Genomic DNA, 25,441 nt, shown 5'->3' on the forward strand with positions numbered 1-25,441 from the left:
TCTTTTTATCAATTCAGTCTTTATACTCATTTTTTAATAAGAACTTTTTTCGTTCTCTAATCTGAACTCTATGATTATTTTTAAATCTTTAGTGGGTTTGCCTGTTTCATAACGCCATTCTCTCATTGCACGCCGAATTGAACGATGAAATCCCACATGAACAGGTTCAAAAACTCTGATATTTTGTACTATCCCATTCTCATCAACATCGAACACAACTTCTACATCACTTTCAAGTTTAGCGTCTAGAGCTCGTGTTGGATAATCAGGAAGTTTATGTGATAGTAATTTGGGCTTTTCGCTACTTGTTTTATCAACTTCTTTTTGTATATCAACAGGATCTATTTGAATCGCTTGAATTTCTTTGATTTCTTTGATTTCTTTGACTGTGTATTTGACAAACAACAAAATGCTACATATTAATCCCAAAACTGCTAACGTTCTTTTCATTATTTATTTTTAAATCAAGTTAATTGTTTATATATATTAACATTTCTAATAGCTATTTTTATTCCCAACAGAGTTATTTAGTTAAGAAAAACTGTGCAATTAATCCTATTTTAGCCCTTTTATTTAAATCCAAGTCAGATCACATATTTACCTCTCACCCTTTCCATTTCGCGCTAACGTTCAATATTGGATATCAAGATCCCAGTTTATTAAGCCTCATTATTTACAATACCCCACAGTGATAATTGGAGGCATGAATGAAAACTAAAAATAAAATCAATGTGCTAGAACTTATTTCGCCAGAGATGAAGCAAGTTATGCAATTTTATGCAGATAATCCGCAACCTGCGCCAGAAAATGATGGTTATTCATCAATGCGTCTTGCTTATAATCAAGATAGGCGTTATTGGAATGCAGATGCACCAGAGATGTTTAGCATACAAGATATTTCGGTGAGTACTTCTTATGGAAATGTATTAACACGTCTTTATAAACCCAAAGAGAAAACACCCGCAACACTCTATTATTTGCATGGTGGCGGTTTTATTTTAGGAAATTTAGATACTCACGATCGCATTATGCGACTGCTTGCCTGCTATACCGGTTGTGCCGTTATTGGTATTGACTATTCATTGTCTCCCGAAGCTCGCTATCCTCAAGCCATTGATGAATCGGCACAGGTTTGTCAGTATTATCATCAAAATGCAAAACACTATGATATTAATACACAACATATTGGTTTTGCAGGTGATTCTGCGGGTGCAATGTTATCTCTTGCTACTGTATTGTGGCTACGCGACAAACAAATTCACTGTGGCAATATTAGTGCTGTTTTGCTTTGGTATGGATTATATGGCCTACGCGATTCCACCAGCCGTCGCCTTTATGGGGGAGAATGGGATGGATTGCGCCAGCAAGATCTAGAAGAATATGATAATGCATATTTAACCGCACTTGGCAGTCGTGATGCACCTTATTATTGCTTATTCAATAACGATTTAACGCAAGATATTCCACCTTGCTTTATCGCCAGCGCACAATATGACCCACTTATTGATGACAGCGTGACACTATTTAAAACCTTAGAAGCCCATCAATTAGCTTGTGAATATAAAATGTATCCAGGCACATTACATGCCTTTTTACACTACTCACGTATGATGAAAGTGGCTGATGACGCCATTCGAGATGGCGCTCACTACTTTGTCAAACAACTGACTTTGTCAAACAACTAGCTTTGTAAAATGTCAGCCCATTAAAATTCAAGATTTCGAATAAAGCGATAATCCGCAGACGCCTCTTTAAGTCGATACAGACTTGCAGGGCGTCCTCTTTCTGCGCGTTTTTCTCCAGTATCAATCAATAAGTCAGCTTGCTCGATGCGTCGTCTAAATGATTTTTTCTGGATCTCTTTACCAATCAAAATTTCATGAACATGTTGCAATTCTGGCAGGGTAAATACTTCTGGTAATGCAAACCCGGGAACAATCGAATAGAGTGATTTTTGCTTTAATCGCTCTCTCGATTGGGCAATTAATTCATGGTGATCAAACGCTAAGCTTTGTTGTGCAATTTCATCCATAGGGCACCACATCACCGAATCCACGGTATCGATATGTGCTTCACAGGCTTGATGTGCAATCAACGCGGTATAACAAACCGTCACCGACCAACCTCTTACATCACGCTGGCTATTTCCCACTGAACAGAGCTGCTCAATATAAGGGGGGACCACGCCCGTTTTCTCTTTTAATTTTCTTAGCACCGTATCTTCAAGGCATTTGTCTTGCACTTCATCGACAAATCCACCGGGTAAACCCCATTTTCCTTTTTCAGGATGCTCCCCTCTTTTCACCAACAACACTTTTAACTGCTCTTCATGGTAAGTAAACAGTACGGCATCAACGGTGATCAGTGGAGATAGGAAATCACGACGGTTATAACTGGCTAAAAAATCTTGTTCATTCATGGCGTAAGCTTTATTAGAAAACGATGAAACTATTTTAAGCCTAAACAGCAAAAAATCAAATTTTGTCATAAAGACACTAAATCAGTTGACAAGCATAGTGTCGATAGGACACAATTCAGTTATTGTCATAAGGACACTAATTGGAGAGACACTATGTTTAACTTAAATTACTTTAAAGCTGATTCATCAACATTCATTATCAAATCCGTCAATGGTCGCGTTCGCCAACAAGGTAAAGGCTTGAGTTTTTGGTATAACTCCGCCACAACCTCTATTGCGGCATTACCTTTAAACGCGCAAGAAGCACCTTTTATTTTTAACTTCCAAACCTCGGACTTTCAGGGTTTACGCATTCAAGGGCAAATCTCATTTCAGGTTAAAGCACCTGAAAAAGCCGCAGAAGTACTCAACTTTAACTTGAGCAAAAACGGCAAATCGTATGCCTCTGAAGATCCACTCAAACTCAGTGATCGTGTTGTACGTATTGCACAAACCTTAATTCAAGCGAAGATCCAAAGCACACCACTTAGAGAAGCGTTATTACTTAGCCAATCATTAGTGACTTTGGTGATGGAACAATTAATTGAACATCCCTCATTAGAGGCGTTAGGTATTGCGATTTTAGATGTCTCTATAGCGGCAATCACACCATCACCAGAAACCTTAAAAGCACTCGAAGCCGAAGCGAGAGAATCCTTACTGAAAGAAGCCGATGATGCCATTTATGCTCGTCGTAAATTCTCAGTAGAACAAGAGCGCACCATTAAAGAGGCTGAATTAGAAACCGATTTATCTGTTCAACGTAAACGCCAAGAGATTGAAGAAGCACGTTTAGAAAACGAACGTACATTATTACGCGAACAAGCTGAAATTGAAAAAGAGCGCCTTGAAGCCAAGGTTAATGCTGAAGCAAAACGCAAAGAACTGGTCGCGTTAAGTGCTGAAAATCAGCGAACACAATCAGAAGCAGATGCTTATGCTATTGAAGCTACCATGCGTGCTTATCGCGAATTGCCCGTTGAGAATCTAAAAGCAATGGCACTAGCAAAAATGGACTCACAACAATTAATGGCAATGGCATTTGAAACCTTAGCGCTGAATTCAGGAAAAATCGGCGAGTTGAATATCACACCTGATTTATTTAGCCAATTTATGAAAAAAGGCAGTAAATAATGCAACGTAACGAAGATTTTCGCTTTGTGCTGGTGATGAGAAAAAGCCGCTTACAGGAATTAATTGAGCGCTTTAATACTTGGTCACAAGCCAAATTCTATTTAGAACACAACAATGTTGAGGTAAAGGATTACCTCAATGAACACAATTTATATCAAAAGCAACTCACAGAAGCTGAGCTGATTTTAAAATCATTAGGACGATTTCAACTTTTAGAAAGAGGTCTATTGCCTAGCTATCAATTCTCACCTCACGATATTGTGGTGGTAATTGGTCAAGATGGGCTTGTAGCTAATACGCTGAAATACCTTAATGGACAGCCCATCATTGCGATAAACCCTGATCCATCAAGATGGGATGGTAAATTATTACCCTTTGAAATAGGGCAATTAAAAGAGACAGTCATTAATACCATTAATAAAAAAATGCCATTTAAAACAGTCACTTTTGCACAAGCGACAACCAATGATGGTCAATCCTTATTAGCGGTTAATGACTTATTTATTGGTCCTAAAAGCCACACTTCTGCACGGTATATTTTGCAATGGAATGGCGCTGAAGAAGTGCAATCTTCATCAGGCATTATTGTATCAACAGGACTGGGATCAACAGGATGGTTTCAATCTATTCTTGCTGGCGCAATGGCAATTACAGGAGAAGCTTCACACCCTCTGTCACAAGGTTTTAGCTGGAGTGAACGAAAGCTACAATTTAGTGTAAGAGAGCCGTTTCCAAGTAGAACAACTGGTGTTGCACTGACTTTTGGTACTATTGAGCCTGATTCACCACTGCAATTAGGATCTTTGATGCCAGAGAATGGTGTGATTTTCTCTGATGGCATCGAAGATGACTATTTACAATTTAACGCAGGTTGCATTGCCCACATTGGTATCGCTGACATACAAGGGCAATTAATTAGCCAAAAAGGACGTCAGCGAATTTAAATTTATTGAGCGCTCTTTAATACTGTTTCAAGTCCAGAGATCATCACATCAAGGACAAACAAAAATGCAGCATCACCATTATCACTATCCATAATTGCAACGGCTTGGGTTAATAATGGCGGATAGGCAACAGCATCCGTCTCTGCTTTTTCACGCTCTTTTTGGCTTTCTTGATGCTCTTGAGTTTCCAGTACGGAGCCTAATGTGAAATGCGCAATAGAGCTCAATGCATACACAGCTTGAGATAGACTAAACCCTGCATCACACAAAAATTGTAGTTGCTGTTCTGATGTCTCAAATTGGCTTTCAGATGGACGTGTTCCTGCATGAATTTTGCCACCATCACGATACATTAATAAGGCTTGGCGAAAGCTTTTCGCGTTATTTCGTAAAAAATCCTGCCATGTTTCATTCGGCAATGGCAAAACATGATGATGATGCTTTTGCAAAATAGTTTCTGCTAATGCATCTAACAAAGCGCGCTTATTTTTTACATGCCAATACAGCGTCGGTTGCTCAACACCTATTTTTTGCGCCAACTTACGCGTTGTTAATCCTTCAATACCAACTTCATTAAGTAAAATCAACGCATTATCAATAACTTGTTCTTTATCTAGCTTTGCCATTACCTACCTCAGAATAAAATAGCCTTGACAATCTATCACTGATAGAGATATTTTACACCCACTCTATCACTGATAGATTTTTTAGGATCTCAATGAATAAATCAATTATTATTATACTGCTGATCACCGTATTAGATGCCATTGGTATCGGGCTTATCATGCCAGTACTCCCTACGCTATTAAATGAATTTGTCAGTGAAAATTCGCTGGCAACCCATTACGGTGTGCTATTAGCGCTCTATGCTACCATGCAGGTCATTTTTGCCCCTATTCTAGGACGACTGTCTGATAAGTACGGCAGAAAGCCCATCTTGCTGTTTTCCCTTTTAGGCGCCGCACTCGACTACCTGTTAATGGCATTCTCAACCACACTTTGGATGCTCTATATTGGGCGCATCATTGCTGGTATTACGGGTGCAACAGGTGCTGTATGTGCATCATCGATGAGCGATGTGACTCCTGCTAAAAATCGAACTCGCTATTTTGGTTTCTTAGGGGGCGCATTTGGTGTTGGTCTTATTATTGGCCCAATGCTAGGGGGGATATTAGGTGATATCAGTGCTCATACGCCGTTTATCTTTGCCGCTATTTCACACTCGATATTATTAATCCTCTCTTTGCTCTTTTTCCGTGAAACGCAAAAAAGAGCAGCGATTGTTGCCAATAGCACGCCTCAAAACCAAACTGCATCAAATTCAGTCACTGGCTTTATTAAGAAAAGCCTCTACTTTTGGTTAGCAGCCTATTTTATTATCCAGCTTATCGGGCAAATTCCTGCCACAATCTGGGTGTTGTTTACACAATACCGTTTTGATTGGAACACAACCTCTGTCGGCATGTCTTTGGCTGTTCTGGGTGTATTACATATTTTCTTTCAGGCCGTTGTTGCCGGGAAATTAGCACAAAAGTGGGGCGAAAAAACCACCATTATGATCAGCATGTCTATTGATATGATGGGTTGCTTATTATTAGCGTGGATAGGTCAAGTTTGGGTTATCTTGCCAGCATTAATTTGCTTAGCCGCCGGAGGAATGGGACAACCTGCATTACAAGGCTATTTATCCAAATCTGTCGATGATAATGCGCAAGGGAAATTACAAGGCACACTGGTGAGCCTAACCAATATTACCGGAATTATTGGGCCACTCTTATTTGCCTTTATTTATAGTTATAGCATCGCTTATTGGGATGGTTTGTTATGGATGATGGGTGCCGTATTTTATGCCATGTTGCTTATTACTGCTTATTTTCACCAAAGAAAAGCAACACCTAAAACTGCTATTTCGATATCTTAATATTAAAAAATTATAAAGATCATAAAAGTCCTATCCACTCTTAATCGCGTAGATAGGACTCTGTTTTTATCGCAATTAATAAGTCACTTTTACCCAAGGCTTACTAGCTGCAATCATAAACATTGGTGTTGAGCGATAAAGCACTTTACGTTTTTCGTCATACACTCGCTCATTAATATTAGTTAAACAGGTTAGTTCTGAATAACCTAGGGTAACTAGCGTCTCAAGATCCCATTGTGGTCTAATTTTTTGACACATCGGCATACTTTTACGGTAATCGAGCATTGCATCGCTATACCCTGCTGGCTTTTCATTAAACAGTGCAGTATAGGCTTCAATATCTTCACTATTTTTCTGATTTAAGCCGTCATCAAATAAATAGCGATTCCAGTTAGCATCAAAAATCAGTGTTCTTGCTCCCGGTTTTAAGACTCGTAACCACTCTTTATAACCTTGTTTGGCATCTAATAACGTCCATGCCACATTACGGCTAATCACCAAATCAAAATGATCATCAGGGAAAGGTAAAGAGTGGCTATCGCCTTGCATTACATCGACATCAACTTGGTAAGTTTCAAAGTTTTTCTTAGCGACATCAACCATCGCATCAGTGCAATCTATTGCCGTTACTTTGTGCCCTGCTTTCGCCATAATAATAGAGAAAAAACCGGGGCCTGTTCCCACATCCAGCACCTTTAATTTACCGTGTTGACCACAATATTCATGAATAATATTTAGCCACGCTTCTCGTTGGAAACAGTTTAATTCTAATTGGATCAAATTACTGTAATTCTCAGCACCCTCTGTCCAATTTTTTAATAATTTATCTTTTGAGTCCTGCATAACAAAACCTACCAGTAAGTAAACTAAAATAAATAAGCAAAATCACGGCGCGACTAAGATCTGATATAGCTAGCAAAGAGCGCCGTAGAGACTATTTTTCAGATGTATGAGGTACAGTGAGTTTTTCCCATGCAACAGGCGCGTAGTTATTTACACCCACTTCAAAATTAGCCACCTTCTTAGGATTAATGGCAAAGTTTGTCACAGGATGATAAACCGGTGCGGTGATCGCCTCTTCACTAATAAAGGTCATAATGCCGTCATAACCTTTTTGGCGATCTTCTTCGTTTAATGTCGCTAACGTTTTATAAATCATCGCCGAGAGATTTTCGTCATACCATGCTTTAGCTTGCTGATTATTAGCTTGAATATCGTAGATCTCTAGCATAGAGCTATGAGGCATCCATGAATCTGAAGCCGTGCGCATTAAAGCCATATCAAAATCTTTTGATTCTAAGGTGGATTGGGTATAACCATTACGATCGAGTATTTTTAAATTAACTTGAATACCTGTTTGCGCTAATTCTGCTTGAATAAATTCGGCAAGGGTTTTCCATTCAGGAAATTCGTCTGTTGTTAGCAAGAAAGAAAAAGCTAAAGGCTTACCTTCTTTTTCAAAAATTCCTTGGACATTTTTGCTATATCCAGCCTCAATTAATAATGCCTGCGCTTTATCTTTATCACCCGCTAATGTGGTGTTATTTTTTGCATTCGCATAAGGCACGCCTGATTGATACATTCCGGTCGCTTCTTTACCAATATGATTAAAGAGATCTTCCGCAATGCTTTTTTTATCAATGGCGTAATTAATCGCTTGGCGAATACGCTTGTCTTGTAATTCAGGTGTACGTTGGTTAAATGCAATAAAGTGGGAACTTAATGTATCAGCGGTAAATGTTTCAAATTTCTTATCTTGTTCTAGTTCCTGAATATTTCCCATCGGGATTTTACCAATCAGATCACCGCCAATAATATCTACCTCACCACTTTGTAAGGCAAAAACACGCGCCTGACCATCAGGAACAACTTTAAAGATAATGCGATCTAACTTTGGTTTTTCACCCCAATAGTAAGGATTTGGCACCAGCGTAAAGCTTTTATCTTTTTCATAACTTTCTAGCATCCAAGGGCCTGTTCCGACAGGCTTAGTAAAGGTTTTACCGTCTTCACCTAACGACGCTGGGCTTAAAAAGCGCACAGGTCGAGGATAGGTCATTTCCATTAAAATAGGATAAGAAGGATTTTTATAAGTAATACGCACAGTGTATTTATCAATGGCTTCCATTGAATCTACTAATGTTGCGGTAATTTGGCTATAACGAGGATTATTCACCCAACGTTTTAAGTTAAAAATAACCGCATCGGCATCAAACGGAGTGCCATCTGAAAACTTCACATTTTCGCGCAGTTTAAAGGTATAGGTTTTACCATCTTCTGAGATATCCCAACTAGTTGCTAATGTTGGAATAATCTGACCTTCGCCGCCATCTTCTGTTAAACCGTCATAAATCATCTTAAAGACAAAATGAGGGCCATTATAACTGGCAGCATCAAGCATATTCATTGCACCATCACGATAAATAGCCACGACAACTTCATTTTTTTGTTCGACTTGAGTGGTGTTTTCTGTTGGTTTTTCATCATTACAGCCTGTTAATGCCGTTATTGAAAGAAAGCCAACTAATAAAGTACGGTGTATTAATTGTTTAAACATATTTTTTCTCTTTCTATCTTATTGTTATCAATTGATTATTTGATGACATGCAACCCAATGATCAGATGCAATTTCTATCAAAGAGGGTGTTTGTTGCTTACAGATATCTTGTCGATTTACACAACGATGGTAATAAGGGCACCCTGTGAGTGTTTTAGGTGCATCAGTGTAGATTTGTTGTTTAAAAGGCGTGCGTTGTGAAGGATGAGTCGGTAATACGGCAGATAATAAAGTTTGGCTATATGGGTGTTGAACACGGTTATCCATTTTAGGAATAACTTCAACAATATGACCAAGATACATCACAATAATACGGTCACTGACAAAGTTAACCGCGGAGATATCATGAGAAATAAACAGATAGGTCAGTTGTAATGTCTTTTTAAGGGTATTAATTAACGTAAGGATTTGCTGTTTTAAAGCAAAATCAATACTCGAAACAATCTCATCACACACCACAAATTCAGGCTCAAGCACGAGTGCTCTTGCAATACCAATCCGTTGTTTTTGTCCACCGGATAACGCATCAGAATGTCTTGATAAAAAAGAGCTATCTAAACCGACTAACTCTAATGTTTTACTGATTAGTTGCTGACGCGCTTGGCGAGTAAGGTGTTTATAATTAATTAATGGCTCAGCAATAATTTGTTCTACGGTAAAATAAGGATTAAAAGCATCTGCACTGGCTTGAAAGATCATCTGCATATTTTGGCGAATTTGGCGCATCTGTTTAAAACTAAAATCTGTGATCGCCTGTTTTGAAAACGTAATAACGCCCTCATCACTTTGTTCTAATTTCAGTAATAATTTGCCAAGCGTGGTTTTCCCACATCCAGATTCCCCAACAACACCTAACGTTTCGCCTCGATAAATACAAAATGAGGCATTGGCAACCGCACAGGTTGTGACACCATTTTTTTTATAATATTTAGACAGGTTTTTGACTTCGACTAATGGCATCTTATTTCCCCTGCTTTATTGTTGAAAATAAACGCTGGGTATATTCATGTTGAGGCTCATCAAAAAGTTGAGTCACACTTCCCGAACTCACAATATTGCCCTGATACATCACATAAACGTTGTCTGCCATTTGCGCCACAATACCCAGATCGTGCGTGATCAACAAAATGGCGATCCCCAATGATTTCAAACGATCAATTTCATATAAAATAGCCGCTTGCGTTGTGAGATCTAAAGACGCTGTCGGTTCGTCAGCGATAACAACTTGCGCCTCTGATAACAACCCCATACCTACCATAATGCGCTGACACATACCGCCACTTAACTCAAATGGGTACTTATTTAACAACTCATCTGCATGGCTTAATCCAAGGCGAGATAAAATATCTTTATATCGTTGTCGCTTTTCTGTTTTCGATTTTTTTCGCCATAAAGGGGATAGTGATTCGGCAAAATGCTTTTCTATTTTGATGGTTGGATTTAATGCACTTCTTGGCTCTTGGAAAATCATGGCAATTTTCTGCCCGCGAATATTTCGCCACTGCCTTTCGCTTTTATTTGAAATCACTTCACCAGATAACGTTATTTCACCCGAAACAACCTTTCCGGGCTTATCCACTAAATTCATTAAAGAGAGTGCCGTAGCTGATTTACCACTTCCCGATCCTCCAATTAATGCCGTTATTTTTCCGGCATAGAGATCAAGATCGATATTATTTACCGCTACAAACTCACTTTTTTGTTGTTGGAAAACGGTCGTCAGCCCTTTGACGGATAAAACAGGTTTAGAGCACATCTTAAATCTCCTCCTGTTTTTTTAAATCTAAGGCTTTAGCGTTGTTTTGTAAGACATCATTTAATCCTTCACCAATCATATTTAGCGCCCACACTGACAGCATAATGGCAAGTGCAGGATAGATAATCATCATCGGATATTGCGTCATATATTGTCGGCTATCACTGAGCATCACTCCCCAATCTGCAATAGGTGGTTGTGAGCCTAAACCGATAAATGAAAATGCCGCAACGTGCGTAATAACCGCCGCAATACGTAATGTGGCGAGAACAATAATAGATGACATGGCATTAGGAATAATGTGATGAAATATAATACGGCGATGAGGTGAACCGACAGAGATAGCCGCTTGAATAAAATCTTTCTCTTTTAATGCAATAACAGAGCCACGAATAATACGGGCAAAAGGTGCCCACCAAAGGGTAATAAATACCAATAGGATCGTCATTAAACTGGGACCTGTGATCCCAATCGCCGCCAATGCCAATAAACTGGATGGAAATGTTGATGCGATATCAACAAGACGCATAATCAAGTTATCGGTTTTGCCTCCTACATATCCCGCTAAAATTCCCAATGGAATACCAATACTAAGCATTAATGCAGTGGCAAGTACCGCTGTCGAAAGGCTGGTGCGGACCCCATAAATTAAGCGTGAAAAGACACAACGGCCTAGTTGATCCGTTCCTAATGGATAATCAACGCTAGCACTCATCAGTTTTAATTTAACGTTAGTCAAATAAGGATCATGAGGGGCTAAATAAGGAGCAAAAACACCCAAAATAATGAGAAAGAGGATGATCACCACGCCAGTCATTGCTAAACGTTGTTGTAAAAATCGCTGCAAAAAATTCGGCTGCATGGTTATCACTCCATCATTATTTTAGGATCGATAAACACATACAACACGTCTATCAAAAGGTTAATAACAATGTAGGTTACCGCCACAACAACGATATATCCTTGAATAACAGGCAAATCTTTAAGGCGAATACTATCTACGGCAAATTTGCCAATACCATTCCATGAAAAAATGGTTTCACAAGCAAATTGCCCGCCTAACAACTTACCAAAATTCACGCCAATTAACGTAATACAAGGCAAAACGGCATTTTTTAAACCATGACGAAAAAGGGCTGCTGTTTTACCTAATCCTCTTGCTCTAGCCGCTCGAATATAATCGGTATAACTCACTTCAATTAAGTTGTTACGTAAAATACGGGTATACATGGCGGCATACCCTGCACTGAGCGTTAAAGCAGGTAAGAGAATATTTTGCATACTGTCGCCTGCAATCACTGGCGCAAGATGCAATTGGATCGCAAAGATATACAGTAATAATAATCCGAGACAAAAATCAGGTAAGGTCGCAGCAACCGTGGTTAAAAAACGAATGCCGTGGTCAATCGGTGTATCTTTAAAACGCACAGAAACTAACGCGATAGGGACACATAAAATGATGGCAAATAACGTAGAAACCAACGCCAGTTTTAACGTTGCAGGAAATCTATCCATAATTTCTTGGCTAACAGGTAAACCAGATTGAATCGAAGTACCAAAATCACCTTGTAAGGTGTGTGCCAGCCAACTTAAATACTGGATATACAGAGGTCTATCTAATCCAAGCTCTGTTCTCACCGCGGCAATACTGTCAGGTGTTGGAATGATCCCCTTGCTTCGTAAGGTAATTTCAGCAATATCACCCGCTGAAATATGGCTTAATATAAATGCCAAAATGCTGACAATAATAAGCATAGGAACAACTTGGATAAGTCGTTTAAAAATAAAGCGTTTAAAGTTCATTTTGATGATTTATTATAATGATAAAGTTGGCGTCTAATAACTTAAAGCCAAATTATAGAGATTAATCTTTGATGAACTATTGATATAACACGTTATTTATTCAATTTCTTTAGCTAAATAAAAAATAACTTTTTTATTTTATATATATTCTAAAGATAAATATTTATATTTTTAAAACAGTTATAAACAAAATTATATTTGGAATTTTAGAAATAATAACAGTTTATTTGGATTTTGTTTATATAGATTAAAATCAATAAGTTAAAAAACAAAAAAAGAAGATGAAAATCATCTTTTAGAAAAAAGAGTAATTTGGCGAAAAGATACAAATTAATAAAAAATAGAGATGAAAACACATTAAAAACACTTATAAATAAAAAAGCTCAAATAGAATATTTAATTTATTATTTCATTATTGAACTCTTATTAAAAAACAAAAAATGTCTCTAAATAATCGATTTCAACTTCACATTTTCTATTATTAATAGGTCAAAACAAAAATCGTATTAACATAACTGATATCGAAATCCATCTTTATTCCCTCAACCATGTTGATTGTTAATACCCTACATACTCTTTTCGATTAGATGTAAAACAGAGAAAGTTGGCGCTCCGCTGCTCTGTTGCAAAAGACAAACATTATCAAATTCTGTCGAAACCGTTATTTGATTGATTATCTCTTTTTTAAGTAAGTACTTCGCCACATCATTATAAATACCCTGTTTATATTAAATTGCATAAGAGAGCAGTTTAGTCACATCGCTATTTTATGATAGTTATTTTCAATCATATTCACTTTGAGCAAAAAACAAATATTTCATTATTGATTTACTTTTTATTTACATTATAAAGTTATTATCCAACTAAGAATAGAAATAGAATTCTTATTAGTTTTATCTCTATTTAAATAAGAATTATTTGTAGTAACAGTCATATATTAATTTAGATCAATATTCACTAATCATTTTTAGATACTCCCAATAATAAAGTTTATCTGTTAATTAGAAACTCATCACAAAACAAACAAAACACCAAAATAAATCCAAAAAAGACTAAGTTAGTGGACTTATATTTCTAAAAATTACCTTACAAAACAAAAAAAAACAAAAAGAGAATAAATAAAATTTTTTATATAGTGATAAGTAATCATAAATACTTAAGTTATCTTTACTTAATAACGATAAAAAACTCGATTTACGCGTATAAAAATTGAGATAAAGTTTAAAAACACTAATATTTTTATTTTGCAGCAGAAAATCCTATGAGATTAATCCTATCCCCATAAAAGTTTTAAATTGTAGAATTGACCTCAAGACAAATTGGTAAATAAAACAAATAATCCAAAAAAGAATAAATGCACTTATTTTAGCTTTATCTCTTTTTCGCATATTTGAATATATTGACTAAAAGCATAAAGAGAATTGACATTCAAAAATTCAAACAATCAGTTTTCCATTTCAAAAATATATTTTATTTAAAATGAGTCTATTTAAAATTCATTTTAAATAAGTATTTTTACTAAAGCCTAAATAACTGAATAACAGATCATTTTTAAATAATATCTGTTATTTAAAAACATTATGTAATAAGAATTAATCTACGAAGGATATTTTATGAAAAAGCTGACATTAGCCGTTCTTGCAGTTGCTATTATGGGTACAACAACTCTTGCTCAAGCTGATACTCGTAAAGCAAGTGCTGTTGCTTCATGGGATGCGAAAGCATACAAAGATACTAAAAGTATGTTAGTTGTTACACCATTAAAATCTTTAACTTTCTATTATGCAGAAGGTATTAAAGCATTTAACTCTCAAGATGGTGCGTTCGATATCACTATCCAAGGTCAAGAAAAAGCCACTGACTTTAAACTGACTTCAAAAATCATCACCGATAAATTAGTACGTGCTTCTGATAACAGCGAATTAACTGTTGGTGTTAAATGGAATGGTACTGACTTAACTAGCTCAACAGAAACCACCATGGTTGACGTTGCTGCTGGTACAACTGCAGGTCTGGATTTCTTAGCTCAAGACGGTGCTTACAACGGTAAAGAACGTGTAAGCGGTCAAAGCCAATTCACTTTTAATATCGCTTCCGCAAAAATCGCAGGTACTGATGCTCAATTCTCTGATTTAGCAGACGGTTACTGGGATGGCGACGTTAAAGTTCAGTTTACTGCAACTTGGGAAGGCGACTTCACTAAAGCACCATAAGTTACAAAGTCAGTATTTTAATAAATACGGGATGAGCGAATTTTCGCTCTCCCTCAAGGATCCACGATGAAAAAAATAATATTAGCGTGTTTGAGTCCTTTGGTTTTTTATAGCCAATTTGCAGCAGCCATCCATGTCGGCGCTATTACTGAAACAATGCAGTCTGATCAAACTATTCTTGCCAAAGAAATCGAAAATAACGTTGAGCAAGCTCGGTTAGTCGGATTATCTATTGAGCGTATTTCATCGCCTTTAGAAGATGGAAAAGTGATCCCTTTAGTTAATAATGAGATTTTGATCTCACCAGCAAACTTAATTTTACCCGGAAAAACCAAAGAAAATTTCAAGATTTTTTATAAAGGTCCTAGTGATAATCAAGAACGCTATTATCGCTTAGTTTGGCGTGATGATCCCGTGACTGAAACCGGATCAACACAGAGCGCAAAAGCAGCAACTGCGACCACATCAGCAATGATAAGCACCATTTTAGTCGTCGCCCCACGTCAAGAAAACTTCAGTTACCGTTTCGATAAAAGCACTCGTATTGTTTACAACACGGGGAATAGCTCATTCCGTACTGTCGCCACGGGCGATTGTATGCCTGATGCCGTGACAAAAAATGAAAATAATCGTTGTAGTGAACGCTATTACGTCATGCCAGGCCTTGGTGTTAAGTTAAAACAAGTCGATGTTCAAAGCAAAAGAGCAACTGTCGGTATTTGGCATAACGATGATTTTATTATTATAAATTAATTTAATAAGGATTCATTGTGCGTAAATCAGGGATAGCTCTAGGTATCGCTTTATGCCTTTTATCTGGAAGTGCATTTAGCCAATCGTCTAGTTTAAAGATGGGTAACTACATCATTCCTAGTGTCTTCGTAACTGCGTTAGAAGAAGGCATGACGATCCCTGTTTATCTACGTTATAACCTCTCTAATCAATCTGTATTAGAAGAACAAAGCCGTAATAAAATTGCCGATGCACTAGTGGTACTTAAAGACAATAAAATTACGATTAACTCAGTGACTCCAACACTCGATGAAGGTGATGCACAAGTTGCCTCTATCAATGAGCAACTCCTCCAATCATTAAACGAACTTAAAGATAAACCCTTTGATCAAAATAATAAGATAGTGCTTTCCCCAGATGCTACGCTTAATTTTGATTTAAGTACCTTTATTATGTCGTTAGATGTTAATGAAGCAGGCCTTGCCACTCAAGTTAAAGCCCGTTCGGAAATGTTAGGAAAATCAACCGTTGATAATATTTCCTCCGTTACCACCTATGATTTAGGTGTCTATAACAATCAAATGAAACAGCAAAAAGATAACACCAACAGTTATTTTTCAATCGACAGTATTTGGAGTTTTGCTGAAAACCATTTGAACTTAAGCGCCACTGCATATGGCTTAGGCACCGCAGAGCAATCTTTTGACTTTTATCGTGCCATGTTTGAACGTGACTTTAATGGTCGCCGTCTTGCTTTTGGTCTATTAAATACATGGAACTTACAATCTATTGCTTCCATGTCAGCACTTAACAGCAGTAAAGTTTATGGTGTTACTTACGGTAATAACTCATCGTCTAAAGTAAGCCATTCTCAACTTTCTCTAACACCCATTACGGTCTTTTTGCCAAGTGCCGGTGAAGTGCGCATTTATCGCGATGGAAAATTATTAAGTATTCAAAATTTCCCAATGGGGAGCTTTGAAGTGGATACCGCACCACTTCCTTTTGGTATTTATGAAGTCGATGTCGAAGTAGTGATTGATGGTCAAGTTCGCTCTAAGCAGCGCCAAACTGTCAATAAATCTTACAATATGAAAGGCGCAACCTTAAACCAATTCCGTTGGGAATTATATTCAGGATATGTAGATTACAAAAAGCGTATCAAAAATAATAATAACGAATATCGTACAACCAGTGGCGATAATACGATCTTAGTTGGTGGCGCAGGTGCGATTACATTAGGTGTATTTTCAGGCTTGAACCTACAAGGTTCTGCTTATGCTTTTGATAATCTTGCCGTATTAGAAACCAATAGTAATTTACAATTAACGGACACACTCTCAACCAGTTGGCAGGCATTAATTGCTAAAGATGGTAGTAACCGTAATATTTTTACTGCTAATTACTCCTTGCCTAAAGGGATTGGTGCATTATGGGTCAACCGAGAAAAAGGAAATATCAAAGATGATTTTCCTATGTATGACTCTGATAACTACTCTTTTGGTACTACCCTGAATTTCTCTCAATTTTGGGAATATGCAGGCTCATTTACTTATTCTCACACTAAAGATTTAAGAGATAAAAATAAGTCTAACAGTTTTGAATATGCAACTACACTTTATACAGGTCGTTATGGCAGTATGAGTTTGCGTACTGGTGTTCAACGCTATCACTACGATAACCAAAACAGTACCAACGAAAAATATATCACCTTAGATTTCTCACTGCCGTTAGCAACATGGCTTAGTGCAGGTGTTTCTTCCAGCAATGGTAATCTACGGGGCGAGTTATCTGCATCAAAAAGCTTTGAAGATTCCGCTATTCGTAATGCAGGTTTATCCATGTCCACTTTGTTACATGATAAAGATGGTACTGACAGTGATTTCTCTGTCAGTGGTTATGGCTCGTTTGATACCAAATACAGTACCGGTACGTTAACCATGAGTCGCCCTAATAATGATCGTTTAAATACCACATTAACGGCACGAGGTTCATTGGCTTATAGTGATATGAATTTCTCCGCCAGTGGTAAACAAGAAACATCGGGCGTGATTGTCAAAACTGGGATTGATGGTGAAGGACAAATTGCCGCTAACGTCAATGGTCAGCGCTTTGTATTATCGGGTAGTAATAACTTTATTCCGCTTTCCCCTTATTCCGAATATAAAGTCGAATTGCTGAATGATAAAAACAGTGAAGATAGTTTTGATATCGCCTCAGGCCGTGTGAAAAACGTGGTGCTTTATCCGGGTAACGTTGCAGTACATCAGCCTGAGTTAAAACAGATGGTCACCGTATTTGGTCGAATGAAATCACCTGATGGCACGCTGTTAGCCAGTGCACAAGTACGTAACCATATCGGGCGTACTCAAACCGATACCCAAGGGCAGTTTGCGATGGATGTCGATAAACGTTATCCAGTGATTTCATTACAACAAGATGATAAACAAATTTGTGAAGCTGAATTAGATCTGTCGTCAGCTCGGGGTGTGCTGTGGGTAGGTGATGTGATTTGTGATCCGCAAACTACATTGGTAAACAGGAATTAAAGGAAAGCATATAATGTTCAAACATTACCTATTATTAATACTTGCCCTTTTTACTACATTCACATGTAATGCAGTAACCTACACCAATGATATTGTTTTTATTGAAAACAATATTGATAACGAATATTTTATTACCCCACAAAAAACGGACCCCCGTTTTAGTGGTGCTAACGTTTTTACCAAATATAGTAGTGACCAACTTAGTTTAGGTTATATGGGATATACAGGTGTTGTTCCTCTCTACAATTACTTTGATATTTGGTTAGAAAACTCTCCAATTAAAATGCCATTTATTGGTAACCGTTGCTGGCGAACCTATAGAGATTGCCCTTCTGATGGTATACAAAGACCAGAGCAAGTTTTAAGTAACGGAATGTATCGTGCTTATATGAATACTCATGGCGGTGAAGCGGGTATTCCTAGAGCGATATTTTCTGATTCTTTTTATCAATATATGCAAAACTTACCTGTTGGTAGTACAGAAAATTTTAATTATTTTTTCTGCTATACCAAAAATGATTACAACCCGGCATTAGGCCAAACATGTCGTTCTGTAAACGGTAAAGTAGATGAGCAAAGTTTTGCGATTACCAAAAAAGGGCATATAAGACTAAAATCAACCAATGCGTTACAAGAGATTTTTGTCGATAGTGAAGGTAATGCCGTATTAGGCTTAGGCTCTAAATTTTGTGAAATTGTGGGCGATAATGTTGTCTGCAAGATGGTCGATTATGAGCTAAAAGGCGAAAGCTTAAATGTTATGAGACTGGCGATGAAAGTCGATACGACCGCATTATCATTTACACCAACCATAACGGATATTTATCTCTCTCAAACACCTACTTCAACCAAATATTATTATTCATCACCAACCATTGCTTCTTATTTAATCACTCCTGGTAATGGTGGCGTTTATGTTCATTTTACAAAAAGTTTTTTTAAAAAATTAATTAAAAACAATGTTGATCTCTCTAAGAGCCAAGATTTATTTACCTTTAGCTTTACCAATACTGCGGTACCTCAATCAGGGTTCTATGAATTTACACCATCAAATACAATTATTATCAAGCCTCGCGATTATGGCATTAGTATTGTTTCTAAAGAATTAGTCAACAATCCTCATAGAGAAGGAAAAGTGGGCGATAAAGAGCCACCGCTAACCTTTGACTATATTGTAACCACCAGTGCATTTCGCCAAGCAAATAAAATTACTGCCGCCGTTGAAGGACCGAAAACAACAATCCGAGGTCAGTCTTACTGCTTATTTAGTTCTAAAGATAAAAAAATCAATGTGCCTTTTTCAGCCTATTTAACGTATACCGATGAAGGTGGCTCAAAAGTAAAAAACCGCACTGCTTGCGATAATGTGCCTATCTCCATAAAAGAAGCATTATGGACAAAAACCACATGGCCTTATCCTTATCAGTTAGAAGGCAATTTCTATCGTACCGATTTACAATTAACCTTTCCTATGAATGAAAGTGCTTCTCTTTTCTCAATGGAAGGTGAAGACTGGATTGGTGTCGTAGAGGCTCAGGGCTATGTTAATGTCTTTGCAGAATGGTCAGGAACTGACATTCATTAAGTAAAATAAGCATCTCCTCTTTTATATTAGGGATAATTTTCCTCTAATACATAAACAAAAAGTTGAAGATCAAGACAAGCATCCATGTTTGCTTGATCTTCGATTTGCGTTATTAACATCCGTTGTTCTAACGCTATATTGTCTCGATGCCATCCTTGAGCAATCCAACCCAAACTAAACGCCAGTAGTGCAATCCATGCATATAACGCTTGTGTGTTGAACATGACCTAACTCCTTAGTCATTCGAGACAAAACTGACTTTATCGACTTTTATTATGATGAAAACGTGTTGCACTTTTTACTTGGTATCATCTTTTTCTTTCCCTGAAAAAAATTGATTACCTCGTTTACGTAACCAGATTTCGACTAACTGATAACCCACAATACCGAGCGCTGAGCCTATTCCCATTACTGCGACAGAATCAATTCCAGGCCATAAAATAAGCAGTGCGCCAGCAACAACAGAAACCGCAGAGCCTAAAATAATTTTGCCGATAAACAATCTTAATGTAATGGTTTCATTCGCAACGAGCATCTTCCCTAATGCAATAAAAGCGCCCACTATTACTAACGATATCAATGTGCTGTCATATTCATCCATGAATACACCTCATCTCTGATTACACTCTCTTTAACCGTAAAAAGAACCCTCACCTCCCAACATTCATCAGATAATCTGTAAAGAATTAGCAGTAAGCCACGACCCTGTGTAACTGAATAAATTCCCGATTGAGATAACGTAAGTTCCTTTTATTTCAACTACGCGCAACATCCATTTGCGGTAAACAACAGGCGATTCAGTTATATTACTGCTAACTTCCTTGTTAACTTGTAATAGACATCCTTGTCTATTGCTTTTTACTTACACTGAAAATCAACAAAAAGAATAAACAATAAATTCAATATCTTGCTTATCTCCGTATCATTTAACGTGAAGCTATTATCTACAAAGTTTGTATTTCAGGCTAGTAAGTTTGTTCGGTTAACGTCGGTTATCAAGGCTTATCCGTCAATAACCGAACTATTCATATCAATTAAAACAAACAAACTTGTTTTAAGCATCTTTAAATAGCCTTAAAACAAAAATTTATATAAAAAAACAATAAATAGGCTGGTTATAATACAAATTTCAGCTAATATAGAAGCTATCTGATAGCCTTTAGCAAAGAGAAAAGCGATATGCGTGTCTTAACTATTTTTTGTCCTGAGTGCGGTGAAAAAGCGCTTATAAAGAAAAGTAATCGTAAACACAAAGAGTTATCCGATCTCTATTGTGCTTGTCGTGATCCTGAATGCGGGCATACCTTTGTTTTAAACCTCACGTTTAGTCATACCCTTATGCCAAGTGCAAAAAACAAAGATACCTTGTTATTAGATGTGATTAAAAACCTTTCTCCAGAACAGAGAGAGAAGGCACTCACTCTTTTGCAAGGTATGTAACCATCACCAATAGACACTCTTTTTTTCATTTATTTTTATGATCTTGCTCCCATTCTGACAGGTTATTTGACTAACCTATTCTTATAGAAAGACAAATGATGTAGATTCATTTTTAAGCTAAATAAAAATAATTCTTATGTTTTAAATAAAACAAACACCGCTTATTGATGCCGTGTTTGCCAATCCTTTAATAAATAATTTGTCAGCCACCCAAACCAGAAACCCTATTTCTGGTTTGAAGACTAAACACAAATTTCAAATGGAGCATTTAAGATGAAAAAGCTGATTAATCGAGTTGATGATGTGTTATCTGAACAACTACAAGGCTTTGCAAAAGCCCATCCTGAAATCAAACTTCATCCCTCCTCTTTTTATGTCACGCGAAAAGATGCTCCAGTAAAAGGTAAAGTTGCTCTATTGTCCGGCGGTGGTAGCGGACATGAACCGATGCATGCAGGTTTTGTGGGTAAAGGAATGCTTGACGGTGCATGTCCGGGTGAAATATTTACGTCACCAACACCTGATAAAATGTATGACTGCGCCAAAGCCATTGATAGCGGTGAAGGTGTTTTAATGATCGTGAAAAACTACACCGGTGATGTGCTGAATTTTGAAACAGCAACAGAACTGCTTCATGACGATGGTGTGAAAATCGCAACGATATTAGTTGATGATGATGTGGCAGTAAAAGATAGCTTATATACCGCAGGACGCCGTGGTGTTGCCAATACCGTGTTAATCGAAAAGCTACTGGGTGCGGCAGCTGAAAGAGGCGACTCTCTTGATGAACTGGTTAAATTAGGTCATCACATTAATAACAATGGTTTTTCTATCGGTATTGCCTTAGAAGCCTGTACGGTTCCAGCAGCAGGGAAACCCTCTTTTACTTTACCTGAAAATGAAATGGAGTTTGGTGTCGGTATTCACGGTGAACCGGGTATTGATCGTCGTAAATTTACTTCCCTGAATGATACCGTCGATGCCATGTTTAATACCTTAATTGAAAATGGTCACTATCAACGCGTGATCCGCAATTGGGATCGTGAAAACGGCACTTGGATCGATGAAAATCAAGAAAAACAGCCTTTAAAATCTGGCGATCGCGTCATTGTTTTAGTTAATAACTTAGGTGCCACACCACAATCTGAGCTTTATGGTGTTTATAACCGTTTAACCCAATGTTGTGAAAAATTTGGCTTAACCATCGAACGTTCTTTAATTGGTTCTTATTGTACTTCGCTCGATATGTCAGGGATCTCCATTACGTTATTAAAAGTGGATAACGAATTATTGACCTTATGGGATGCCCCAGTGAATACACCTGCGATGGTGAAATAAGTCTTTAATAACAAGAAAAAGGAACAAAAAATGGCTTTAACTCACGCTCAAATTATTCTTTGGTTACAACAATGCGCACTGCTGTTTGAACAAAATAGTGATTATTTAACGGATTTAGATCGTGAAATTGGTGATGCTGACCACGGTTTAAATATGAACCGTGGCTTTAGAAAAGTGCAGGAAAAATTACCTGAATTTGAAGGACAAGATATTGGTACCATCCTTAAAACCACAGGCATGACATTGCTCTCAAATATTGGTGGCGCAAGTGGTCCTCTATTTGGCACCTTCTTTATTCGTGCAGCTAAACCCACAGCTTCATTGCAAAATCTAGAACTTAATCAACTCGTTGAAATGGTAACAGAAGGTGTAGAAGGCATTGTAAGTCGAGGAAAAGCAGAGCCAAATGACAAAACCATGTGTGATGTTTGGTGGCCTGTGGTTGAGTCATTAAAGCAATCTAATGAACAGGATCTTTCTATTAAAGAAGCCCTCAACCAAGCGCAAATTGCCGCTGAAAAAGCCGCTGAAAATACTATCCCGATGCAAGCTCGAAAAGGACGAGCAAGCTACTTAGGTGAGCGCAGTATCGGACATAAAGATCCCGGCAGTGCTTCTGTGGTACTGATGATACAAGCCCTTGCAAATAGCATTAATGCATAACTGACCAAGAAACCAATACAAGCAACCAATAAAGGTCTACCATGATAAATATTGTTATTGTTTCTCATAGTAAACATCTCGCTGATGGTGTGGCAGAGCTTGCCAGTCAGATGCTTAATCCAGCTCATTGCCAACTTGCCGTTGCCGCAGGTATCAACGATGAAGAACATGCGATTGGTACTGATGCCGTTAAAATTATGACGGCGATAGAATCACTTTCTCAAGCACAATCTATTGTTGTGATGATGGATTTAGGCAGTGCAATATTAAGTGCAGAAACTGCGATTGAGTTACTTGATCCAGAGCTCGCTGAAAAAGTCACCCTCTGCTCTGCACCCTTAGTTGAAGGCACTCTTGCTGCGGTTGTCGCCGCATCGTCAGGAGCGTCATTAGAGAAAGTGATTGAAGAAGCTTCAAATTCTTTATATCCAAAGAAAATTCAGCTGGGTGAAAATTTCGTTCAGCCTAAAAATGATATTAATGCCCCTGTCAAAATTCACGGCAAAGAGGCAAGTTGGGTTGTTCGTAATCCTCATGGATTACACGTAAGACCGGCTGCTACTTTAGTTGAGGTACTTTCTGCTTTTCAGGCAGATTACCAACTAGTTAAAGGGGATAGACGTATTAATCCTCTCAGCTTAAATCAGCTTTCATTAATACAAATTCGCCAAGGTGATGAGATAACGCTAATTGCCTCTGGTGAGCAAGAAGATGAAGCGATTGCCGCTTTTCTTGAACTTGCTAAAAATGGCTTTGGTGAAGAGCTGCCTTCTGATTCTAATACCATCACATTAAAGGGTATTTTAGCCCCAGTGTCTCAAATTAAAGCCCCTGCTTTTATTTGGCATGAAATAGAGCTATCACCGATAGAAAACTTATCTGAACCGATTGATATTGGCGCTCAAGTTGGCAAACTTAATTTCGCAATAAAAGAGACGCTAAAAGCACTAAAACAGACTGCCAATAAAGCGAGCCAAAAATTAGGTGAGCATATTGGTGCTATTTTTAATGGCCATATCATGATGTTAGATGATGATGAGTTAATAACGAGTGTGATTGAACGCATTAAAGAAGAGAAGATCAGTGCCCAACAAAGTTGGTCAGATGAAATGCAAGAAAGAACACAACTGTATTGCGCCCTCACCGATCCTTATTTACGTGCGCGTGAACTCGATCTTCGTGATCTACGTAATCAGGTGCTTTATCATTTACAAGATAAAACGCGTCCAAGCTTCACCCCTTCACAACCGGCTATTTTGGTCGCAAAAGAGCTTTTTCCTTCGACTTTAATTCAATTGGTTGATAGCCAATTAGTTGGTATTGCTTTAGCAAAAGGTGATAGTCGCTCTCACAGTGCGATTATCGCGGCGGAAATGCGCTTACCAATGTTAGTCAATTTAGGGCCTGCGTTATTAAAAGTTGCTGAATCTCAAAAGCTAAAATTAGATACAAATAAGGGTGAATTAGTTATTGAACCAATAACGTTATAAACCTCTTTTCATATTAATCGTATAAAAAAACCCGCACAGTCATGTGCGGGTAAGTCAACGAAAAACGCTATCACAATTAATACCGTATATAAAATAAATCAATGATTTATTAAAATATTAATTTCACCTTAATTACTTAACTTTAGAATCAATCATTTTAATACATTCAAAAAAAGACACCCCATCTTTTAATGACAATATATTTACAATGAAATAATTAATATCAAATAATTATATTGCACTCTATATAAAAATATAAATCAAAATTAGATGATTTATTTTTTTAATTTATAAAAAACATGCCTATTTTATAGATTGAAAATAAAATTTACCCTTATGGTGAGTAAATGTTTAAATTTAAAACCACCACAAGAACTATAATCCAAATATAAGCAAATTATCAATATAAAATAAAAAATACAATCCATTATAGAATAAAATCATTCAAAAAAAACTAAAAATTCCAAATAATAACCATAACAAAAAATAGAAAAACATAATAAAAATTAATCAAAAATAAAAAAATAACACAAAAAATCGAATATAAACACAAAATACATTAATTAATCTAATGAATTTAAATTAAGGAATAACACTTATAGGAATTTTCTCATCAATTTATTTTTCTATATTGTTTAGATTAGTGCCATATGAAAAATTTAATTATATTTATATTTAATTTTACAAATTAAAATATATTAAATAATTCTCATCTATTAATTACTTATAAACAAAAATGTAAATTATTTTTATTTTTGGAGGTTTAATAAAAAGAATAAATAACAACCAACCTGAAGAAAATCAATAAAAGAGTTATTCTTTAAATATTTCATTGAAATTATTTAAAGAGAAATTCTT

23 protein-coding genes are annotated in these 25,441 nt (G+C 37.0%); 12 read left to right on the forward strand and 11 right to left on the reverse strand.

The window, feature by feature from the left end:
• Positions 1-33: 33 nt before the first annotated feature.
• Positions 34-450, reverse strand: coding sequence for a TonB family protein (locus EHE21_RS15820; RefSeq protein ID WP_194951196.1), 417 nt, complete (start codon positions 448-450; stop codon positions 34-36).
• 257 nt (positions 451-707) lie between these two features.
• Between EHE21_RS15820 and aes the strand changes: the two genes are divergently transcribed.
• A complete protein-coding gene (aes, locus tag EHE21_RS15825) occupies positions 708-1,685 on the forward strand; it encodes an acetyl esterase (RefSeq protein ID WP_194951197.1) in 978 nt (325 codons plus the stop codon).
• A gap of 20 nt (positions 1,686-1,705) precedes the next feature.
• Here aes and EHE21_RS15830 read toward each other — a convergent pair whose 3' ends face one another.
• Positions 1,706-2,419 carry an NUDIX hydrolase gene (locus tag EHE21_RS15830; RefSeq protein ID WP_194951198.1) on the reverse strand — a complete coding sequence of 238 codons (714 nt, stop codon included), beginning with the start codon at positions 2,417-2,419 and terminating at the stop codon, positions 1,706-1,708.
• A 153-nt stretch (positions 2,420-2,572) separates the two neighbouring features.
• Here EHE21_RS15830 and EHE21_RS15835 point away from each other — a divergent pair, with 153 nt between their 5' ends.
• Entirely contained in the window at positions 2,573-3,592 is a 1,020-nt protein-coding gene (locus EHE21_RS15835) for an SPFH domain-containing protein (protein ID WP_194951199.1), read from the forward strand.
• The gene (locus EHE21_RS15840) at positions 3,592-4,536 is read left to right on the forward strand and encodes a sugar kinase (RefSeq protein ID WP_194951200.1); all 945 of its coding nucleotides are present in this window, start codon (positions 3,592-3,594) and stop codon (positions 4,534-4,536) included. Before EHE21_RS15835 ends, EHE21_RS15840 begins: the two co-directional genes overlap by 1 nt.
• Positions 4,537-4,538: 2 nt before the next feature.
• Here the strand turns inward: EHE21_RS15840 and tetR(H) are convergent, their stop codons facing one another.
• Positions 4,539-5,162 (reverse strand): tetracycline resistance transcriptional repressor TetR(H), encoded by a 624-nt coding sequence (gene tetR(H), locus EHE21_RS15845; RefSeq protein WP_194951201.1) that lies wholly within the window; start codon positions 5,160-5,162, stop codon positions 4,539-4,541.
• A 92-nt stretch (positions 5,163-5,254) separates the two neighbouring features.
• Between tetR(H) and tet(H) the strand changes: the two genes are divergently transcribed.
• Positions 5,255-6,457, forward strand: coding sequence for a tetracycline efflux MFS transporter Tet(H) (gene tet(H), locus EHE21_RS15850; RefSeq protein ID WP_194951202.1), 1,203 nt, complete (start codon positions 5,255-5,257; stop codon positions 6,455-6,457).
• A 75-nt stretch (positions 6,458-6,532) separates the two neighbouring features.
• Here the strand turns inward: tet(H) and EHE21_RS15855 are convergent, their stop codons facing one another.
• From EHE21_RS15855 to EHE21_RS15880, 6 genes are all read right to left on the reverse strand, one after another.
• Positions 6,533-7,300 (reverse strand): class I SAM-dependent methyltransferase, encoded by a 768-nt coding sequence (locus EHE21_RS15855; protein ID WP_194951203.1) that lies wholly within the window; start codon positions 7,298-7,300, stop codon positions 6,533-6,535.
• A gap of 91 nt (positions 7,301-7,391) precedes the next feature.
• Positions 7,392-9,014, reverse strand: coding sequence for an ABC transporter substrate-binding protein (locus EHE21_RS15860; protein ID WP_194951204.1), 1,623 nt, complete (start codon positions 9,012-9,014; stop codon positions 7,392-7,394).
• A gap of 27 nt (positions 9,015-9,041) precedes the next feature.
• A complete protein-coding gene (locus EHE21_RS15865) occupies positions 9,042-9,974 on the reverse strand; it encodes an oligopeptide/dipeptide ABC transporter ATP-binding protein (RefSeq protein WP_194951205.1) in 933 nt (310 codons plus the stop codon).
• Between the two features lies 1 nt (position 9,975).
• Complete coding sequence (locus EHE21_RS15870; protein ID WP_194951206.1) at positions 9,976-10,770, reverse strand: ABC transporter ATP-binding protein; 795 nt, start codon at positions 10,768-10,770, stop codon at positions 9,976-9,978.
• Between the two features lies 1 nt (position 10,771).
• The gene (locus tag EHE21_RS15875) at positions 10,772-11,632 is read right to left on the reverse strand and encodes an ABC transporter permease (RefSeq protein WP_194951207.1); all 861 of its coding nucleotides are present in this window, start codon (positions 11,630-11,632) and stop codon (positions 10,772-10,774) included.
• 5 nt (positions 11,633-11,637) lie between these two features.
• Complete coding sequence (locus EHE21_RS15880) at positions 11,638-12,573, reverse strand: ABC transporter permease (protein ID WP_088494600.1); 936 nt, start codon at positions 12,571-12,573, stop codon at positions 11,638-11,640.
• A 1,613-nt stretch (positions 12,574-14,186) separates the two neighbouring features.
• Between EHE21_RS15880 and ecpA the strand changes: the two genes are divergently transcribed.
• From ecpA to EHE21_RS15900, 4 genes are all read left to right on the forward strand, one after another.
• Positions 14,187-14,786 carry a common pilus major fimbrillin subunit EcpA gene (ecpA, locus tag EHE21_RS15885; RefSeq protein ID WP_194951208.1) on the forward strand — a complete coding sequence of 200 codons (600 nt, stop codon included), beginning with the start codon at positions 14,187-14,189 and terminating at the stop codon, positions 14,784-14,786.
• Positions 14,787-14,852: 66 nt separating this feature from the next.
• Complete coding sequence (locus EHE21_RS15890; protein WP_194951209.1) at positions 14,853-15,539, forward strand: hypothetical protein; 687 nt, start codon at positions 14,853-14,855, stop codon at positions 15,537-15,539.
• Between the two features lie 17 nt (positions 15,540-15,556).
• Positions 15,557-18,067 carry a CS1-pili formation C-terminal domain-containing protein gene (locus EHE21_RS15895; RefSeq protein WP_194951210.1) on the forward strand — a complete coding sequence of 837 codons (2,511 nt, stop codon included), beginning with the start codon at positions 15,557-15,559 and terminating at the stop codon, positions 18,065-18,067.
• Between the two features lie 13 nt (positions 18,068-18,080).
• Positions 18,081-19,652: a fimbrial protein gene (locus EHE21_RS15900; RefSeq protein WP_194951211.1), complete on the forward strand. Its 1,572-nt coding sequence runs from the start codon at positions 18,081-18,083 to the stop codon at positions 19,650-19,652.
• A 26-nt stretch (positions 19,653-19,678) separates the two neighbouring features.
• On the opposite strand, the gene EHE21_RS15905 is transcribed toward EHE21_RS15900, so the two are convergent.
• Positions 19,679-19,876: a hypothetical protein gene (locus EHE21_RS15905; protein ID WP_165122375.1), complete on the reverse strand. Its 198-nt coding sequence runs from the start codon at positions 19,874-19,876 to the stop codon at positions 19,679-19,681.
• A 74-nt stretch (positions 19,877-19,950) separates the two neighbouring features.
• A complete protein-coding gene (locus EHE21_RS15910; RefSeq protein WP_109394151.1) occupies positions 19,951-20,253 on the reverse strand; it encodes a phage holin family protein in 303 nt (100 codons plus the stop codon).
• Between the two features lie 578 nt (positions 20,254-20,831).
• Between EHE21_RS15910 and EHE21_RS15915 the strand changes: the two genes are divergently transcribed.
• From EHE21_RS15915 to dhaM, 4 genes are all read left to right on the forward strand, one after another.
• The gene (locus EHE21_RS15915; RefSeq protein WP_023582814.1) at positions 20,832-21,092 is read left to right on the forward strand and encodes an ogr/Delta-like zinc finger family protein; all 261 of its coding nucleotides are present in this window, start codon (positions 20,832-20,834) and stop codon (positions 21,090-21,092) included.
• Between the two features lie 273 nt (positions 21,093-21,365).
• A complete protein-coding gene (gene dhaK, locus EHE21_RS15920) occupies positions 21,366-22,430 on the forward strand; it encodes a dihydroxyacetone kinase subunit DhaK (protein WP_194951212.1) in 1,065 nt (354 codons plus the stop codon).
• A 30-nt stretch (positions 22,431-22,460) separates the two neighbouring features.
• The gene (dhaL, locus tag EHE21_RS15925) at positions 22,461-23,093 is read left to right on the forward strand and encodes a dihydroxyacetone kinase subunit DhaL (protein WP_194951213.1); all 633 of its coding nucleotides are present in this window, start codon (positions 22,461-22,463) and stop codon (positions 23,091-23,093) included.
• Positions 23,094-23,134: 41 nt separating this feature from the next.
• Complete coding sequence (dhaM, locus tag EHE21_RS15930) at positions 23,135-24,583, forward strand: dihydroxyacetone kinase phosphoryl donor subunit DhaM (protein WP_194951214.1); 1,449 nt, start codon at positions 23,135-23,137, stop codon at positions 24,581-24,583.
• Positions 24,584-25,441: the final 858 nt, after the last annotated feature.

It is taken from the genome of Proteus sp. GOKU (genome assembly GCF_015475555.1).
Taxonomy (GTDB): Bacteria; Pseudomonadota; Gammaproteobacteria; order Enterobacterales; family Enterobacteriaceae; genus Proteus; species Proteus mirabilis_B.

What these genes read in the sequence shown, in the direction of transcription:
- dhaK (WP_194951212.1), top strand. Translation starts at nt 21,366, where the DNA reads ATGAAAAAGCTGATTAATCGAGTTGATGATGTGTTATCTGAACAACTA.
- EHE21_RS15905 (WP_165122375.1), bottom strand. Translation starts at nt 19,876, where the DNA reads ATGTTCAACACACAAGCGTTATATGCATGGATTGCACTACTGGCGTTT.
- dhaL (WP_194951213.1), top strand. Translation starts at nt 22,461, where the DNA reads ATGGCTTTAACTCACGCTCAAATTATTCTTTGGTTACAACAATGCGCA.
- EHE21_RS15840 (WP_194951200.1), top strand. Translation starts at nt 3,592, where the DNA reads ATGCAACGTAACGAAGATTTTCGCTTTGTGCTGGTGATGAGAAAAAGC.
- EHE21_RS15865 (WP_194951205.1), bottom strand. Translation starts at nt 9,974, where the DNA reads ATGCCATTAGTCGAAGTCAAAAACCTGTCTAAATATTATAAAAAAAAT.
- EHE21_RS15875 (WP_194951207.1), bottom strand. Translation starts at nt 11,632, where the DNA reads ATGCAGCCGAATTTTTTGCAGCGATTTTTACAACAACGTTTAGCAATG.
- EHE21_RS15900 (WP_194951211.1), top strand. Translation starts at nt 18,081, where the DNA reads ATGTTCAAACATTACCTATTATTAATACTTGCCCTTTTTACTACATTC.
- EHE21_RS15890 (WP_194951209.1), top strand. Translation starts at nt 14,853, where the DNA reads ATGAAAAAAATAATATTAGCGTGTTTGAGTCCTTTGGTTTTTTATAGC.
- EHE21_RS15820 (WP_194951196.1), bottom strand. Translation starts at nt 450, where the DNA reads ATGAAAAGAACGTTAGCAGTTTTGGGATTAATATGTAGCATTTTGTTG.
- EHE21_RS15855 (WP_194951203.1), bottom strand. Translation starts at nt 7,300, where the DNA reads ATGCAGGACTCAAAAGATAAATTATTAAAAAATTGGACAGAGGGTGCT.
- EHE21_RS15860 (WP_194951204.1), bottom strand. Translation starts at nt 9,014, where the DNA reads ATGTTTAAACAATTAATACACCGTACTTTATTAGTTGGCTTTCTTTCA.
- dhaM (WP_194951214.1), top strand. Translation starts at nt 23,135, where the DNA reads ATGATAAATATTGTTATTGTTTCTCATAGTAAACATCTCGCTGATGGT.
- EHE21_RS15830 (WP_194951198.1), bottom strand. Translation starts at nt 2,419, where the DNA reads ATGAATGAACAAGATTTTTTAGCCAGTTATAACCGTCGTGATTTCCTA.
- EHE21_RS15910 (WP_109394151.1), bottom strand. Translation starts at nt 20,253, where the DNA reads ATGGATGAATATGACAGCACATTGATATCGTTAGTAATAGTGGGCGCT.
- EHE21_RS15880 (WP_088494600.1), bottom strand. Translation starts at nt 12,573, where the DNA reads ATGAACTTTAAACGCTTTATTTTTAAACGACTTATCCAAGTTGTTCCT.
- aes (WP_194951197.1), top strand. Translation starts at nt 708, where the DNA reads ATGAAAACTAAAAATAAAATCAATGTGCTAGAACTTATTTCGCCAGAG.
- EHE21_RS15915 (WP_023582814.1), top strand. Translation starts at nt 20,832, where the DNA reads ATGCGTGTCTTAACTATTTTTTGTCCTGAGTGCGGTGAAAAAGCGCTT.
- ecpA (WP_194951208.1), top strand. Translation starts at nt 14,187, where the DNA reads ATGAAAAAGCTGACATTAGCCGTTCTTGCAGTTGCTATTATGGGTACA.
- EHE21_RS15870 (WP_194951206.1), bottom strand. Translation starts at nt 10,770, where the DNA reads ATGTGCTCTAAACCTGTTTTATCCGTCAAAGGGCTGACGACCGTTTTC.
- EHE21_RS15835 (WP_194951199.1), top strand. Translation starts at nt 2,573, where the DNA reads ATGTTTAACTTAAATTACTTTAAAGCTGATTCATCAACATTCATTATC.